This window comes from Clostridium gelidum (assembly GCF_019977655.1).
GTDB lineage: Bacteria > Bacillota > Clostridia > Clostridiales > Clostridiaceae > Clostridium > Clostridium gelidum.
Genome location: NZ_AP024849.1, coordinates 5,272,691 through 5,290,263 on the forward strand (window position 1 = coordinate 5,272,691; position 17,573 = coordinate 5,290,263).

Below are 17,573 nucleotides of genomic sequence, written 5' to 3' on the forward strand. Positions count from 1 at the left end.
AGTTCTTAAGTTCTCGGATAACTATTTATTATTATTTACAAATGATACATTTATTTACCGAAAGCTGCAGCCCAATCTGCCTTAAACTTTTCTAATCCTTGATCTGTTAGTGGATGTTTTATCATTTGTAGAACTAAGCTATAAGGTATTGTTGAAATATCTGCTCCAGCTTGTGCTGCTTGAATAACATGAATTGGATTTCTTACGCTAGCTGCAATTATTTCTGTTTCTATTCCATGAATTGCAAATATATCTGCGATATTTCTAACTAGTTCCATTCCATCCATAGATATATCATCTATTCTTCCTAAAAATGGACTTACATATGTTGCTCCTGAATTCGCTGCAAGTAATGCTTGTGTTACTGAGAATATTAAAGTTACATTTGTTTTAATTCCTTCTTTAGATAAAACTTTAGTTGCCTTAAGTCCTTCTGCTGTCATTGGAATTTTTACAATCATGTTCTTATGAATTTTAGCAATTTCTCTTCCTTCTTTAATCATCCCTTGTGCATCTTCACTTATAACTTCTCCACTTATTGGTCCATCTACTATTTCTGTTATTTCTTTTATAACTTCATTGAAATCTCTACCTTCTTTTGCAATTAAAGATGGATTTGTAGTTACCCCACATATTACTCCCATTTCATTTGCTTCTTTAATATGTTCTATGTTTGCTGTGTCTAAAAAAAATCTCATTTTATTAACATCTCCTCTTTAATTATTGCTTATATAAATTATCCTATACATAAGTAGAATTTCAAAATAGGAGTTCCAATCTTGATTTTGAAATTCTTCTTACAATATGGAATTTCTTTATGTTATAAGTTCTTATTGTCCATAATATGCATTTGCACCATGTTTTCTAAGATAGTGTTTATCTAAAAGATGTTGTTTAACACCTTCTACCTCTTTGTTTAAAGTCATAGTTTTATATGCAATTTCAGCTACTTTATCTAATACTACTGCATTATAAACTGCTGAATTCGCATCTTTTCCCCAAGCAAATGGTCCATGATTTTTAACTACAATAGCTGGAATTTCTAATGGATTTTTATCTCCAATTGTTTCTACTATTACGTTTCCTGTTTCTTTTTCATATTCTCCACTAATTTCTTCATTAGTCAAATCACGAGTACAAGGAATATCTCCATAGAAATAATCTGCATGAGTTGTTCCAAATGCTGGTATAGACATTCCTGCTTGAGCAAAAGTTGTTGCCCAGTCTGAGTGAGTATGAACAACTCCACCAATACTTGGATAAGTCTTATACATAACTAAATGAGTTGGTGTATCAGTAGACGGTTTATATTTTCCTTCTACAACATTTCCATCCAAGTCAACAACTACCATATCTTCTGCTTTCATAGTATCGTAATCAACACCACTTGGTTTTATTACTACTAATCCACTTTCTCTATCAATTTCACTAACATTTCCCCAAGTATAAATTACCATTCCTTTTCTTTGAAGTTCCATATTTGCTTCGTAAACTTTCTCTTTTAATTTCTCTAACATAAATTACCTCCTTGTTGTATGTATGTACGTACAAGAGTACATAATATAATATTAACACTTTATTTAATAATACATATATGTTAAAATTTATCTTTGCCTTAGTGATTAAAAAATGTAAAGCAAAGATAAAAATTAAACTCTAGAACAAGATTCTCTAACAATAAGCTCAGCATTATATGTATATTGAGGCTTATCTATTCTTCCTTCAATCATATCAATAATACATTTTGCTGCGTTTATTCCCATTTCTTCTTTGGGATGCTTTATTGTTGTAAGTTTAACATCTGATGAAACTGCCAAGCTAGAATCATCAAAACTTACAATTGATAAATCTTTCGGTATTACTATACCTTCTTTTCTACAATTATCTATTACTCTTAAAGCAACTTTGTCATTATAGCAAACAATTGCTGTTGGTCTATCTTCAAGATTTAATATCTTTTTAGTAAATTGGTCTATATACATTTCTTGATTATCAGTTATAAATTCGCCTACTATATTTTTATTAAAAGTTAGATTATATTCATTAAGAGCTTTTATATAACCTTTTCTACGTTTTTCACCTTGTAAATCATCGGCTTTAAATATTGCAGCAATATTCTTATGCCCAAGTTCTAACAAATAATTTGTTAGTTTATATCCACCTTGTTCATCATCCACTATAATGAAAGCTGCATTTTCTTCATCACAATTAGTATTTATTGCAATATATTTAATATTGTTCTTTTCTAATTTTTTTATGCACTCATGATGCAAATTATTTATAGTGCTTTGTGCTGGTTCTATTATTAATCCAGCTATATCTTGATTGATAATATTTTCAAAACAAATTCTTTCATTTTCAATATCATTATTACTATTAAATAACAATAAATTATATCCTTTTTTTCTCAGCTCTTCTTCTATACCCGATATAATTTTAGGAAAGATATAATCTGATATATATGTTGTAAGTACAGCGACATTTTTCTTAATTTCATTTGTTTTCTTATTAGAGTAAAAACTGCCTTTTCCTCTTTCTTTAAATATCCATCCTTCTTGTACTAAATAACTAAGGGATTGCCTTACAGTATGCCGGCTTACATTAAATTGAGTGGCTATTTCATGTTCAGAAGGTAATTGTTCTCCTGGCAAAGCCTTGTTTCCTTCTATGAGCTTTATATAATATTTTTCAATAATCTCGTGTTTTGTTTCAGATTCTTTCATTATTTATCAACTACTTCCATTCAAATAGAGTATGCACTACTTTTCTTAATATATTAAATTTCAGAAGTTGTACGCACTTGATGATTTGATTATATATCCATTTTATTATTATATCAATAGTTTTTACGAATTATTTATTTAATTAAATTGAAATATCTCACTGTATCGTATGTTTTTACTAATAGATTATACAACACAGTCTTTAAATAAATCATCAATAATAAGTCCATCTTAATATGTACTCTATTTTTCTTTTGTTTTATAAAAAATTATTAATAAACTTTTTATTTCCCCCTTGTATGTACAACATTATTGTATTATAATATGCTTGTACATACATCTAAACTTGTTTGTGTATATGAAAAAGTATATTTAAATCCGATAAATATTTTATTATGTAGGAGGAATGTTAAATGATAAAGTTAAAAAATTATGAATTTTGGTTTGTTACAGGAAGTCAACCTCTTTATGGTCCTGAAGTAATAGATCAAGTATCTGATAACACTAAAAAAATTGTTGAAGGGTTAAATTCAAAGAATTTACCTTATAAAATTGTATTTAAAACAGTTGCTACTAATTCTGATTCAATCAGAAAAGTATGTAATGATGCTAATACTGCTGAAAATTGTGCAGGTATAATCACTTGGATGCATACATTCTCACCAGCTAAAATGTGGATTCATGGTTTAATTGAACTTAGAAAGCCATTACTTCACCTTCATACTCAATTTAATAAAGAAATTCCATGGGGAACAATTGATATGGACTTCATGAACTTAAACCAAGCAGCTCATGGAGATAGAGAATTTGGATATATTGGAGCTAGACTTGATATAGCTCGTAAAATAGTAGTTGGTCACTGGACAGATGCTTCTGTTGCAGCTGATATAGCTAAGTGGATGGCTCCTGCTGTTGCTGTTACTGAAGGACGTAGCATTAAAGTTGCTCGTTTTGGAGATAACATGAGAGATGTTGCAGTTACTGATGGTGATAGAATTGAAGCTGAAATCAAATTTGGTTGGACTATAGATTATTATGGTGTTGGTGATTTGGTTGAATCAATGACTAAAGTTACTGAAGGTCAAATTGATGGACTTATGGCTGAATATAAATCATTATATGATATAGATCCTAAGGCTTCTATAGATTCAATTCGTGAGCAAGCTAAAATTGAAATTGGTATAAGAACTTTCTTAGATTCAAAAGGATATACTGCTTTCACAACTAACTTCCAAGCACTTCATGGATTGAAACAACTTCCAGGACTTGCTGCTCAACATTTAATGGCTGAGGGTTATGGATTTGGTGCTGAAGGAGATTGGAAAACTGCTGCACTTCTTAGAGCTATGAAAATCATGGCTGAAGGAAAAGGCACAGGTTTAATGGAAGATTATACTTATAATCTTGATTCTGAAAACGGACTAATTCTTGGTGCACATATGCTTGAAATTTGTCCAACACTTGCTGCAACTAAACCAGTTATTGAAGTACATCCACTTGGAATTGGAGATAAAGAAGATCCTGCTCGTTTAGTATTTAAAGGAGCTTCAGGTCCTGCAGTTGCTGCTTCATTAATAGATATGGGTAACAGATTCCGTCTAATTGTTAACAGTGTTGATTGTGTTGAAGTAACTGAAGATATGCCTAATTTACCAGTAGCAAGCGTTCTTTGGAAACCACAACCATCATTAAAAGAAGGTGCTAAAGCATGGATTATTGCTGGTGGTGCTCACCATACTAGTTTCTCATTCATAGTTGATGAAGAACAATTAGTAGACTGGGCTGATATGGTTGGTATCGAATGTGTATTAATTAATAATGATACTAAACTTTCAACTTTCAAAAATGAATTAAAATTTGCTAGCGTTGCTTGGAAATAATTCATTATTATTTGCTCTCATAATCTAATTCATATATAAAATAGTAAATCTTAGTGTTATTAATATAATAAACTCATTATTTAATTAATCATACCCCTGATTAAAAATAGATACTCTTTCAAAATACTATTATTTACTATTTCTCACAATTTTAAAAAAGATAAAGTCTGTTTCCCAGACTTTATCTTTTTTTATATAAGGCACATGAAAATAAATAACAAGTCCAAAGTTGCCATGACTATGGCAGTTGATTTTATTATCTAAGCCCTAAAGCTTTAATCCAAAAATCTATTTAATCATTGGATGCCTTAGCTCTACACTAGTTCCTTCCCCATAAATACTTTTATATGTTAGTCCATATTCATCCCCATATATAAGTCGTATTCTCTCATTTACATTAAAAATTCCATATCCTATTTCTGCTTCTTTTTCGCTACTATTTGTAAGCATTCTATTTATTTTATTTAATAGATCTTCTTCTATTCCTTTTCCATTATCGCTTACAGTGAAACACAGCATATTCTCTTTAATCTTACCTGTTATTAAAATCTTTCCATTTCCTCTTTTTTCTTTAATCCCATGATAAATTGCATTTTCGACTAATGGCTGCAATATTAATTTTATTAATTTATAATTAAATATGTTTTCATCAAAATCAATTTCATAATCTAGCTTATCTTCATATCTTATTTTCTGTATAGTCAAATAACTTTGTACATGATTTAATTCTTCTTTTACGCTTATTATTTCTTTTCCTTTACTCAAACTTATCCTAAGCAAATTAGTAAATGACTCTATTATTTCCACTATATCCTGTTCATTATGTTCTTCTGCCATCCATCTTATTGTATCTAATGTGTTATACATAAAATGTGGCTTAATTTGAGCTTGAAGGACATTCATCTCAGCAATTCTTTTATTCTTTTCTTCTATTTGCACTAAATTTATAAGATTATCAATTTCCTTTACCATAGTATTAAACGAACTTCCTAGTTCACCTATTTCATCAATATACTTAACATTAAAAGATACTGTCAAATCTCCTTCTTGAGCTTTTTTCATCAATTGTTTTAATTTTTGAATTGGCTTTACTATAGATCTTGTAAAGAGTGCTACTAGCCCTACTGCAATTATTAGTGCTACAATACTAATAACCAGAGAATAATATCTTATATATTCTATTACGCGTAGTCCTTCACTTTCAGGAAATACGCCTATGGTTTCCCAACCTGTATATTTTGATGAAACCTTAGTTAATTGATAATTCTCTCCATTTATACTTTTTATTATTATTTCATCATTAATATTTTCTATCCAATCATTATTAATTCTATAAACTATATTATTAACAGGAGTATATACTATATTTTTATCACTATCTATAATATATATAAAACCAGCTGTTCCTGGCTTTGAATTTTCAATAAAACTTTTAATGACATCCAATTTTATATCAATAAGGATTACACCCTTGATTTCTTTGGTATTATAATCTACAACTGCCTTAGATACTGAAAAAACTTCATCAGCAGAATAACGAAATATATTATCAATATTTCTTCCCATTGGTTTGGTAAATAAATGTATCTTTTCCGGTTCATTATATGATTTTTCATACCAATCTTCATATATTAACGAATCTCTTGATACCTTATTCATAACATCACTTATGTATCCACCATTAGTATTTACTATCATTATTCCAGCTATTTCCGGATTGAACTTAATGAAATTATATATTGGCTTATAAGCATCATCTTCTACATTATCGGTATCCAACTTGTTATCATCAAAAAACTTTAATATTCTAGGATCAGTAGACATGTAATTAATTATATTTTCTGTATTATTTACATAAGACTCCATACTATTATTTATTTGCTTTATTATTTGATTAGTGTTTTCATTTTGTGAATGATTTATAGAATTCTTGTATAGTAAGTTTCCTAAAGTTGTTGTTGTAATTGTTACTGCTAAAATTACAATAAAAAAATATAATATAAGCTTATAGCTCATACTTTTATTCATAAAATATGATTTTATATTGTTCAAATCATCCACTCCAATCAATGTATATATGTATTATATTCCTTATACAAAATAAAGTGTAGAGTTTTTACATTTGTAAACTCTACACTTTATTTTTCTGTACATGAAATAAAATTAACTGCTTATAATACTTTTATATTTTATTCCATGTTCCCTATATATCTTTATCAACTTACTGGTATAGGTACTTTTTGTTTTTCATCTCTAATAACAATTATTCTTTGTAATGCTATAAACAAGAATAATAACATTCCAACTGCTATCTTAGTCCACCAAGAATTTAGTGTTCCATCAAACATTATAAGACTTTGTATAATTCCTGTTGTAAGGACACCAAATAATGGTCCTATAATGTATCCATAACCTCCTGTTAATAGTATTCCACCTATTACGCAGGCTGCTATTGCATCCATTTCCATTCCATTACAGTGAAGACCATATCCTGAAAGTGTGTATATTGTAAACAATAATCCACCTAAGGCTGAACAAAATCCTGAGAATGTATATACGAGTATTTTTGTTCTATCAGTTGGCAATCCCATTAATTTAGCTGAATTTTCGTTACCTCCAATAGCATATATTGTTCTACCAAACTTTGTGAACTTCAACATATAAGCTGCTACAGCTACAACTAATAAGCTTACTACTACATTAATTGATATAAATGCTCCTGGTGCTATCGGTATTCTAATTGATGAAATTTTAGTAAATACAGGATTATCAATAATTATTGTATCTATGCTTATTACATAGCTTGCCCCTCTTGCAAAGAACATACCTGCAAGGGTTACTATCCATGGATGCAATTTAAACTTTTGAATTAAGAATCCTTGAACTGTTCCAAAAATTATTCCCACAATAAGCACTATTATCATTACTAAAAATGGATTTACTCCCTTTTGTAATAAACTTGCAGTAATCATACTCACAAAAGCTATCATAGCTCCTACTGAAAGATCTATTCCACCAGTTATTATTACTACAGCTTCACCAATTGCAACTACTATCAAATATGCATTGTCAATGAATAAATTTGTGAATACTTGTATTGAAAAAAATCCTTTGTACATAACTGAGCCTATTAAGAATAATCCAATAAACAATCCGATTGTAGTATAAATTCCAATATAATCTTTATTTATTTTTAATAATCCGTTTTTTTCTATGGATTTATTCATAATCTAATCACCTCTTTTTCTTTTAAACTAACCTTCTCTTTCTTTTTCATATTGAGCATTTTTCTAAATTCAGGAGATTGAATTATACATACAACTATAACAACTATAGCCTTAACCACTAATGTGATTTCTGGTGCAACTCCTAAACTATAAATTGTTGTTGTCAATGTTTGAATAAATAGAGCTCCTATTACAGTACCTCCAAGATAAAATCTTCCTCCTGACATAGAAGTTCCTCCTATAACAGTTGCAAGTATTGCATCAAGTTCTAACCATAATCCTACGTTATTAGCATCTGCACTCTTTATATTGGCACATAGAATTATACCTGCTATACCTGCAAGCATTCCGCATATAACATAAAGCGAAAATACAACTTTTTTAGATTGAATTCCTGCAAATTTACATGAATTACTGTTAACACCTATAGATTCTATAAACAATCCAAGTGCCGTTCTTCTTATTAATGTATACATAATAAGTGCAACTATAAGTGCAATAAATATTGCTACTGGAAGTAATAGATATCCAGTCCCTATAAATATATAAGATTCATTAGTAAAAGTTAATACTTGACCTCCAGTTATAAGTTGAGCAATTCCCCTACCTACTATATACAAAATTAACGTTCCAACCATGGGTTGAACTCCTATATACGAAACTAAAAATCCGTTCCAAGCTCCACATAATATCCCACTAACAATTCCTACTAATATAGCTAGTGGTACAGAACCACCATCAACTATGACTGTTGCGGATAATGCTGCACTTATTGCTATTATAGAACCTACTGAAATATCAATTCCTTGAGTTGCAATAACAAGTGTCATTCCTATAGATATAAGAATAAGGGGTGCTGCACGATTTAATATATCTATTGTATTACCAAATAAATGTCCATCTTTCATAGTTATACTTAAAAAACTTGGTGTCATAATAAAGTTAACTAAAAGTAAGACTATCAAGCTTCCGGCTGGCCAAAATATTTTTGCACCATAAAACTTTCGAAAAATATTTTTTTCTTTTTTCTTCTCCATATTAATTTGCACCTCCTGCTATAGTCTTCATTATGTTTGATTCTTCTATTTCATCTCCAGATAATTCACCTATAATATTTCTATCTCTAAGTACTATTACTCTATCACAGCACTTAACAACTTCTGAAAGTTCTGAGGAAATAAATAAAATAGTCATGCCGCTCTTAGCTAATGCTAGTATAAGTTCCATTATTTCACCCTTTGCTCCAATGTCTATTCCCCTTGTTGGTTCATCCAAAATTAAAAGTTTAGGCTCGGTTGCAAGCCATCTAGCTAAAATTACTTTCTGTTGATTTCCACCACTTAAATTACTTATTTTTTGCTCCATACTAGGAGTTTTAATTTTAAGTAAATCTATATATTTTTGTGCGACTTCTTGTTGTTTTTTCATTGGTAAATATTTAAATATTCCCCTGTTTGCTTGTAAGGCTAATATTATATTCTCTCTTATAGTTAAATCTCCAACTATTCCCTCAATTTTTCTATCTTCTGGACAAAAGCCAAGTCCCTCTTCAATTGCTTTTTGAGGATATATATATGAATACTTCTTTCCATTTATAGTTATACTTCCACTAGTGGATTTATCTATTCCAAATATTGCTCTTGCACATTCACTTCTACCTGATCCAAGAAGTCCTGCAAAACCAAGAATTTCTCCTTTTTTGATTTCCATATTAAATGAATTTATTGTTCCAACTCTACCAAAATTATTGATTTGTATTAAATTATCTCTTTTTATGTTATTGCTTTCTTTTTTTATTCTTGTACTCTTTTCTATTTCACCATAATCTTTACCTATCATTTTAGAAACTAATTCAATTCTAGAAAGCTTGTCAGCATCGTATGTTCCAACTAATTCTCCATTTCTAAGAACTGTAATCTTATCTGAGACTTCATATACTTGATCTAAAAAGTGAGTAACGAATATTATTGACATTCCTTCTTGTTTAAATTTTTTCATAATTTTAAATAATTGTTGTACTTCATTCTCATCTAAACTTGATGTTGGTTCATCAAGTATTAGTATTCCCTTTGAAATATCTACTGCACGTGCAATCGCTACCATTTGTTGTACTGCAACTGAATAATTATTTAATACTTTTTTTACATCTATTTTTAAATTCAGTCTCTCTTGTAGTAATTTCGTTGCACCCTCATTCATCTTTTTCCAATCAATACTTCCATTTTTCATAGGCTCACGACCTATGTATATATTTTCAGCAACTGTTAAATTTGCACATAAATTAACTTCTTGATAAACAGTACTTATTCCATAGCTTTGAGCTTCTTGTGTACATGAGATTTTTATTTCTTTTCCTTTAAGTATAATTGTTCCTTCATTTATTTCATAAACTCCTGTAAGCACCTTTATTAAAGTTGATTTTCCAGCTCCATTTTCTCCCATAAGCGTATGGATTTCTCCCTTTTCAAGAGTAAAATCAACATTTGAAAGAGCCCTAACCCCAGGGAATATCTTACTTATCCCCTTCATTTCTAAAACTATATTAGAATCACTCATTTATAGCCCTCCTTTTATTCTTAACATGTACGTACTTCTTTCTTTCAAATATAAGAGCTTGGATCTAATCCAGCTCTTATATCTATTGGACTATGTCATAATATCAACATAGTTCTAAACTATAATCTTAATATTTTCTATTAGGTAATTCAGTAGCAGCATCTTTTTGTAAGAATTGGCTTTCTTTAGACTTTATAGATCTTTCTACTTCTTTACCATCTAATATGTTTTTAGAAACTTCTAATAATTGAGGTCCTAGCAATGGATTACATTCAATAATTGCATTTGATTTACCAGCAGCCATTAATTCAAACATATCTTTAATACCATCAACTGAAACTATAAATATATCTTGTCCTGGCTTTTTACCGTATTCTTCTATGGCTTGAACAGCTCCAACTGCCATATCATCATTATGAGCCCATAATACATTTATTTTATCTCCATCTGATTTTAAGAAAGCTTCCATAACTTCTTTACCCTTTGCACGAGTGAAGTCACCAGTTTGTGATTTTATGATTTTGTAGTTTTTACAGTCTTTTATTGTATCATTAAATCCTTGTTGTCTTCCAACCATAGCAGTTGATCCAACAGTTCCTTGAAGTTCTGCTATATTAAGTTGTGCATCTTTTCCAAACTTATCTATTATAACTTGAGCCGCTTTTTTACCTTCTTCCACCATATCTGAACCTAGGAAGCATTTATAAAGTGATTCATCTGAAACTGTTACTTTTCTATCAACAATTACTACTGGAATTTTCGCATCCTTAGCTTCTTTCAAAACTGTATCCCATCCTGTTTCAACAACTGGATCTAAAGCAATTATATCTACCTTTTGTGCAATAAATGATCTTATTGCTTTTATTTGATTCTCTTGCTTTTGTTGACCATCAGAGAATTTTAAATCAATATTAGGATCTAAAGTTGGAATTGTTTTTATAGAATCAGTTTCTGCAGTTCTCCAACCACTTTCTGCACCAACTTGTGCAAATCCTATTACCTTTTTAGCTGATGAGCTACCACTTGCTGTTGACCCTGCTGCACTTGAAGTTGCTGTAGTTGATCCTCCACATCCTGCAAGCATACCCACACATAATACTGTGCTCGCCATTAGTGCAAACATTTTTTTAAATTTCATAATTAATTCCCCCTATACTTATGATTTCGTTTTCACAACTTCATTATATAATCTAATTTCTAAATTGTATTTGTACTAATCAGCACTTTTGTATACTTTTATGGATTTTACTAAAATTTGTATAAGGCACATGAAAATAGATTTTATTAATTCTTTAAACTTTCTTTAGTAATCTTATTGGCTTCTAATATAACTTTTTTGGGAATATCCTCTTTTTTATTTAGTATTTTAAGAGCATACTCTACAGCTTCTTTTCCTCCTGTTTTGCATGTAAAAGTTCCTTGAAACATACCATTCTTAACGAGTTCTATCCCACCATCACGGCCTTCAAGCCCGTCAATTCCTATTATCTTAGCACTGTTAGCTTTTGTACCTAATTTAGCATAATATGCACCCAATGCCATATAATCACTATGTGCAAATATTATATCTACATCACTACTTTCTTTTAATATTGCTTCTATCTTATCTTGCGCCTCATTTTTTTGCCAATTTGCTACAATAGTTCTATCAATAACAATATTTTTATACTTACTAATGGAATTCTTGAATCCATTAGTTATTTCTTCATCTGAGCTTGAATTAAGCATTCCTTGTACTTCTATAACCTTTATATTATTGTTCCCCGCTAATTTCACTACTAATTCTCCGGCTTGCAATCCTATAGATTTAGTGTCTGATCCTATATATAATGTGTAGTCATCACCTTCAACTGACCTATCCAATAATATAACTGGTATAGATTCATATGCTTTTTTTACAGTTTGCGTTAATTGTTTAGAGTCATTTATGGATACTATTAATAAGTCCGATCCAAAATTAATCAAATCTTGTATATCTTTTTTTTGTTTTTCCTCATCTCCACCTGCATCTTTATAAATTATTTTTATATTACTGTGTTTTTTTGCTTGTTCTTCTATTTCTTTATTCATATTAATTCTCCATGGTTCATAGAGATTAGATTGAGACATTCCAATTATAAATACATCAGATTTATTAAAGCTTGTACTATATAAATATATTCCTACAATTATTGTTGAAATTGTGAAAATTCCAATTATATATACTATATTATTTTTAATCTTCATCTTACTTTCCTCTCTTATATTCCGTAGGAGAAAAACCAACAACTCGTTTAAAAGCTCTACAGAAATAATGTTGATTACTATATCCCACGAGTTCTGCAACATCATAAATTTTGATTGTAGTATCCTCCATAATATACATAGCTTTTTTTATTCTTATATTGGTTAAATAATCAATAAATGATGAACCGGTTTCTTTCTTTAATAGTTTACTTAAATATGAAGATGTCACTTCCAATTTATCTGAAATATCATTTATATTTAAATCATTTGAATAATAATTTTCTTCTATATATTTAATTATAAGTAGTGCCATAGGGCTAAATTTCTTTTTTTCATTTATTCTATTTATTATATTTAAGTAAATATCTTTTATTTTTAAAATTCCACTTGATACATTTGCTTGTTCAATTATCACATTGCACTTTAAATATTTTGATATTTCTACTTCTAATTGATTACCAAGAGCAATCCACTCAAGCATATCATCTATTTTATTGACTAATATTATGTTCTTTTTATCATCAGCAAAAATAAATTTTATATTTGCTTCCTTGAACTTATCGTTTAATAAATTAGCAATTGCAAATTCCAATAATTCTGTATTCCATTTCTTATCCATTATTTCAATATTCAATTTGTCCACAAGTTTTATAACCATAAGACCTATGTTTTTTCCAAAATCAATATTAAAAAACTCCATTTCTTTTAATACTTGTTCATCACTCAACTCATTATTTAACCATTCACTAAAAAAAGTCTTTTTTAACGCATCAACATTTTCATTTAGTTGTTTATTCACCCATTCTAAGTAATGGGTTTCCTTTTCAATTTCATTAAGTTTATCGACTGCTTTCATTATTATTTCTTCCATACTATTTTTATTTACTGGTTTCAAAATATAATCAAAAACATTGAGTTGTAATGCTTTTTGTGCATATAAAAAATCATCATATCCACTTATTATAATTACAATACTCTTATTATTAATATCTTTTAACTTCTGCAACAGATTTAACCCATTTAAAAATGGCATGTTTATATCTAATAAAATAATATCAGGGTTTTTTTCTTTAATTACCTCTAGTGCAATTTCACCATCTTCTGCTTCTCCTACTATCTCAATATTAAACTCATTCCAATTTAATATTTTTTCAAGTCCCCTTCTGATTTTAGGTTCATCATCAGCAACAACTAGTTTCCACATAATACCCTCCATTTTTATTTAATCCTAAATATATTGTAAATGTTCTTATTGTTTATATTTTTTAACTTTACCTAATAAGGCACATGAAAATAAATAACAAGTCCAAAGTTGCCATAAATATTTTTCATCAGTCAAGGAGACGAATTGCCCTCATAGCGGGCCTATTATGGCAATTTGCCGACACAGAATGATGGAAAATAGGCTGGCAAATGGACTTGTTATTTTTTTGATTGTGCCTAACATCTATATTAGATATATATTTATATTATTTCAATATATTTTATAAATTTAATATAAAATAATTGTATGTACAATTATCTTGTATTATAATATACTTGTCCATACATCTATAATAGTATGAACTTTATGTAAATGTATACTGAAAAATAAATGATTATTTTATAAAATTCGGAGGTGTTCATAATGGCAATAGAAAAAAAACTTTTTGGAACAACGCAAAGTGGAGAAGATGTTTATATTTATACTTTGAAAAATTCTAATGGAATGGAAACAAAAATATGTACTTATGGCGGTGCAATTGTTTCAGCAATGGTTCCTGATAAAAATTGTGAATTTCATGATGTAATTCTTGGATATGATAATTTAGAAAGTTATTTAAAAGGCGATAAATTTTTCGGAGCTTTAATAGGACGCTTTGGAAATAGAATACAATACGGTAAATTCACCCTTAACGGCAATGAATATAAATTAGCACAAAATGATGGAGATAATCATCTTCACGGTGGAACAAAAGGCTTTGATAAAGTAGTATGGGATTCAAGAATAATTGAAAATGAACCTAATACATTAGAACTTTCTTATTTTAGCACTGATGGTGAAGAAGGATATCCTGGAAATCTTAAGGTTACAGTTAATTATGTCCTTACTGAAGATAATGGATTAGAAATAAATTATTTTGCAACTACTGATAAAGATACAATTGTAAATCTTACAAATCATGCTTACTTTAATTTATCAGGTCACTCTTCTGGTGATATTCTTAAGCAGAAGTTAATGATTAATGCTGATAAGTTCACTGTAAATGATAAATATTCAATTCCTACTGGAGAAATTAAAAAAGTTTTCGAAACTCCTATGGACTTTAGATCTTTAACTCCTATTGGCAAAAATATAAATAGTGACTATGATCAAATTAATTTCGGAAAAGGATATGATCATAATTGGGTATTAAATACTAATGGTTCAGATACTTTGAAGGCAGCTCAAGCAATTGATGAAAATACAGGCATAGTAATGGATGTTTATACTACTACTCCTGGTATTCAGTTTTATAGTGGAAACTTTCTTGATGGATCTGATATTGGTAAAAATAAAGCCATTTATAACATGAGAAATGCGTTTTGTCTTGAAACTCAATACTTCCCTAATTCTATAAATTGTAGTAATTTTGAATCACCAATTCTTAAGGCCGGAGAAGAATATAAACATAAAACAATTTATAAATTCTCTATACTATAGATAACTACAGTGGAACTCATACTTATGCCTACATCCGCCGAAATTGAATACATATTTATTCCAGCGGACTAAGAAAATATGTATCCAATTTCTCTGTTTGTATATGCTCCTAAGTGTAGTAAATGTTGAATATAATACCAAGCATAAGTAAAATTTCAGTTGTGAGTATCTATATTTACTTCTATGTGGAGTATATTAAACTTAACATTATTCTTAGGCACAATCAAAAAAATAACAAGTCCATTTGCCAGCCTATTTTCCATCATAAATGAAGCTCGATTCGCTACGCTCTTCTTGAGTAAGCGATTCACACCAAATCATAGATTTGGGTTCACTGCTCACGTCGGCAAATTGACCTAATAGGCCTGCTATGAGGACAATTCGTCTCATTGCCTGATGAAAAATATTCATAGCAATTTTGGACTTGTTATTTATTTTCATGTGCCTTATTTGGCAAGAAAACGTTTTATTTAATTTCACAGAAAATTTATATAGTACTAATTGAGATTTATGAAATTTATTAAATTATTAAAGGGGAATTAAATATGTACAATAAATTAAAAGAAATCATGAAGAATTATTCTATACATACCAAATTAAAAAGAACATTTGCATCTATACTTGGATTAACACTTTTTCTTATGATAGTTACAATTTGTGTTGTATTCTTCATGTCATCAAGAACAAATTCATTATATGATGGACCATATAAAGTTTCAGAGGTAATCTCTGATATTAGAGTTAATCTACAAACAACAAAAATGGATATGTATAGATCTATTGCTGAAACAGATTTATCAATCAGAAATGTATATTTAGAACAAGCTGATACTGAATCCAAAGATCTTGCAAATAATGTAGAAACCCTAAAAGGAATGTTTAACAAAAATCCAGAATTATTAGATGAATTTTTATCAAACTTAAAAAATTCCGAAGAAAAAAGAGGTAAATTAAGTGATTTACTAAAATCAGATGTTAATCCTTCTGTATTAAGAGTAAGTCAAGATACTTATTCTTCACAAATTAAAACTACTCAAGACAGTATAGTTAAACTTTTTCAATTATCTCAGGAAAGTGCCAAATCTTTTGTAAATAGTTCAAATATATATAAATATATATCTGTTATATTTATTGTTATTATCATAATTATTTTGATAGTAATATCACTCTTATTAAGTAAAGTATTAGAAGATGTATTGCTTGAAGGAATTAATCATATTAAAGATATAGCTAAAAACTTATCTTCAGGAAATCTTAAGATAGATTCTAAATATGATTCAAAGGATGAAATGGGTGAAATGTCAAATGATTTGACTAATTCTATAGATATGTTAGTTAGTTATGTTAATGACATAACTAACACTTTAGAGACTTTAGCAAGTGGTCGCTTAGATATAAACTTAAATGCATCAATAAAATATATAGGTGATTTTACTCCTATACAAAATTCACTTGAAAATATTATTGATTCATTAAATACTATATTCTTTAATATGAATCAATCAATATCTTCAATTTCTAATGGTTCCGAACAATTATCTTCAACTACACAAATGCTTTCTGATGGATCTGCTGATCAAGCTGGCTCTGTTGAAGAACTTTTGGCTAGTTTTACTGAAATACTATCTCAAGTTAAGAAAAACACTGAAAATGCTGAGAAGGCTAACGAATTTTCTAACACTACTAAGCAAATTGTTGAGGATGGTAATACTAAAATGCAAAAATTAATGGATTCTATGAATGAAATAACCATCTCTTCAAAACAAATTTCTGCAATTATAAGTACAATAGAAGACATAGCTTCTCAAACAAATCTTTTAGCTTTAAATGCAGCTATAGAAGCTGCTAGAGCTGGTGACGCTGGCAAAGGTTTTGCAGTGGTTGCTGATGAAGTTAGAAATCTTGCAGAACAATCTGGTGACGCAGTAAAAAATATTACAGTAATTATAGGAAATTCCTTATCCGCTGTAACTAACGGAGAAAATTTAACTAAAGAAACTGCATCTTCATTAAGTATTATAGTAAAAAATGTAGACGATACAGCAAATTTGGTAAAAGAAATAGCTATAGCATCTGAAAATCAAACTGAAGCTATAACTCAAATGACTGCTGGAGTTGATCAAATTTCTCAGGTAGTTCAAACAAATTCAGCCACAGCACAAGAATTAGCAGCATCTACTGAAGAATTGGTTTCTCAAACCCAACTTATAAAAACAGAAATGTCAAAGTATACATTAAATCAATCAATCACAGATTAAGGCACAATCAAATCAATAAC

Annotated in this window: 13 protein-coding genes; 3 read left to right on the forward strand and 10 right to left on the reverse strand. The window is 29.1% G+C overall.

The features are described 5' to 3' along the window. Positions 1–50: 50 nt before the first annotated feature. The 3 genes from fsa to psyc5s11_RS24275 form a co-directional block, all read right to left on the reverse strand. A complete protein-coding gene (gene fsa / locus psyc5s11_RS24265; RefSeq protein ID WP_224035029.1) occupies positions 51–698 on the reverse strand; it encodes a fructose-6-phosphate aldolase in 648 nt (215 codons plus the stop codon). A gap of 132 nt (positions 699–830) precedes the next feature. Next, the gene (locus psyc5s11_RS24270) at positions 831–1,517 is read right to left on the reverse strand and encodes an L-ribulose-5-phosphate 4-epimerase (protein ID WP_224035030.1); all 687 of its coding nucleotides are present in this window, start codon (positions 1,515–1,517) and stop codon (positions 831–833) included. Between the two features lie 132 nt (positions 1,518–1,649). Continuing rightward, positions 1,650–2,723: a GntR family transcriptional regulator gene (locus tag psyc5s11_RS24275; protein WP_224035031.1), complete on the reverse strand. Its 1,074-nt coding sequence runs from the start codon at positions 2,721–2,723 to the stop codon at positions 1,650–1,652. A gap of 413 nt (positions 2,724–3,136) precedes the next feature. Here psyc5s11_RS24275 and araA point away from each other — a divergent pair, with 413 nt between their 5' ends. Beyond that, a complete protein-coding gene (araA, locus tag psyc5s11_RS24280) occupies positions 3,137–4,603 on the forward strand; it encodes an L-arabinose isomerase (protein ID WP_224035032.1) in 1,467 nt (488 codons plus the stop codon). 288 nt (positions 4,604–4,891) lie between these two features. Here araA and psyc5s11_RS24285 read toward each other — a convergent pair whose 3' ends face one another. The 7 genes from psyc5s11_RS24285 to psyc5s11_RS24315 all read right to left on the reverse strand — a co-directional run bounded on the left by psyc5s11_RS24285 (position 4,892) and on the right by psyc5s11_RS24315 (position 13,816). Further along, positions 4,892–6,655: a cache domain-containing sensor histidine kinase gene (locus tag psyc5s11_RS24285; RefSeq protein ID WP_375541973.1), complete on the reverse strand. Its 1,764-nt coding sequence runs from the start codon at positions 6,653–6,655 to the stop codon at positions 4,892–4,894. A 164-nt stretch (positions 6,656–6,819) separates the two neighbouring features. Next, complete coding sequence (gene yjfF / locus psyc5s11_RS24290) at positions 6,820–7,830, reverse strand: galactofuranose ABC transporter, permease protein YjfF (RefSeq protein ID WP_224035034.1); 1,011 nt, start codon at positions 7,828–7,830, stop codon at positions 6,820–6,822. Further along, positions 7,827–8,867 carry an ABC transporter permease gene (locus tag psyc5s11_RS24295; RefSeq protein WP_224035035.1) on the reverse strand — a complete coding sequence of 347 codons (1,041 nt, stop codon included), beginning with the start codon at positions 8,865–8,867 and terminating at the stop codon, positions 7,827–7,829. The genes yjfF and psyc5s11_RS24295 overlap by 4 nt, the downstream gene beginning before the upstream one ends. A 1-nt stretch (position 8,868) precedes the next feature. Next, positions 8,869–10,386, reverse strand: coding sequence for a sugar ABC transporter ATP-binding protein (locus tag psyc5s11_RS24300; protein ID WP_224035036.1), 1,518 nt, complete (start codon positions 10,384–10,386; stop codon positions 8,869–8,871). Positions 10,387–10,513: 127 nt separating this feature from the next. Continuing rightward, positions 10,514–11,524, reverse strand: coding sequence for an ABC transporter substrate-binding protein (locus tag psyc5s11_RS24305; RefSeq protein ID WP_224035037.1), 1,011 nt, complete (start codon positions 11,522–11,524; stop codon positions 10,514–10,516). Positions 11,525–11,670: 146 nt separating this feature from the next. Beyond that, the gene (locus tag psyc5s11_RS24310; protein ID WP_224035038.1) at positions 11,671–12,612 is read right to left on the reverse strand and encodes a substrate-binding domain-containing protein; all 942 of its coding nucleotides are present in this window, start codon (positions 12,610–12,612) and stop codon (positions 11,671–11,673) included. A gap of 1 nt (position 12,613) precedes the next feature. After that, on the reverse strand, positions 12,614–13,816 hold the full coding sequence (locus psyc5s11_RS24315; protein WP_224035039.1) for a response regulator transcription factor: 1,203 nt from the start codon (positions 13,814–13,816) through the stop codon (positions 12,614–12,616). Positions 13,817–14,239: 423 nt separating this feature from the next. Between psyc5s11_RS24315 and psyc5s11_RS24320 the strand changes: the two genes are divergently transcribed. Together psyc5s11_RS24320 and psyc5s11_RS24325 are read left to right on the forward strand one after the other, a co-directional pair. Then, positions 14,240–15,295, forward strand: coding sequence for an aldose epimerase family protein (locus tag psyc5s11_RS24320; protein ID WP_224035040.1), 1,056 nt, complete (start codon positions 14,240–14,242; stop codon positions 15,293–15,295). A 545-nt stretch (positions 15,296–15,840) separates the two neighbouring features. Further along, positions 15,841–17,553, forward strand: a complete 1,713-nt coding sequence (locus psyc5s11_RS24325; protein ID WP_224035041.1) for a methyl-accepting chemotaxis protein — start codon at positions 15,841–15,843, stop codon at positions 17,551–17,553. The last annotated feature ends 20 nt before the right edge of the window (positions 17,554–17,573 follow it).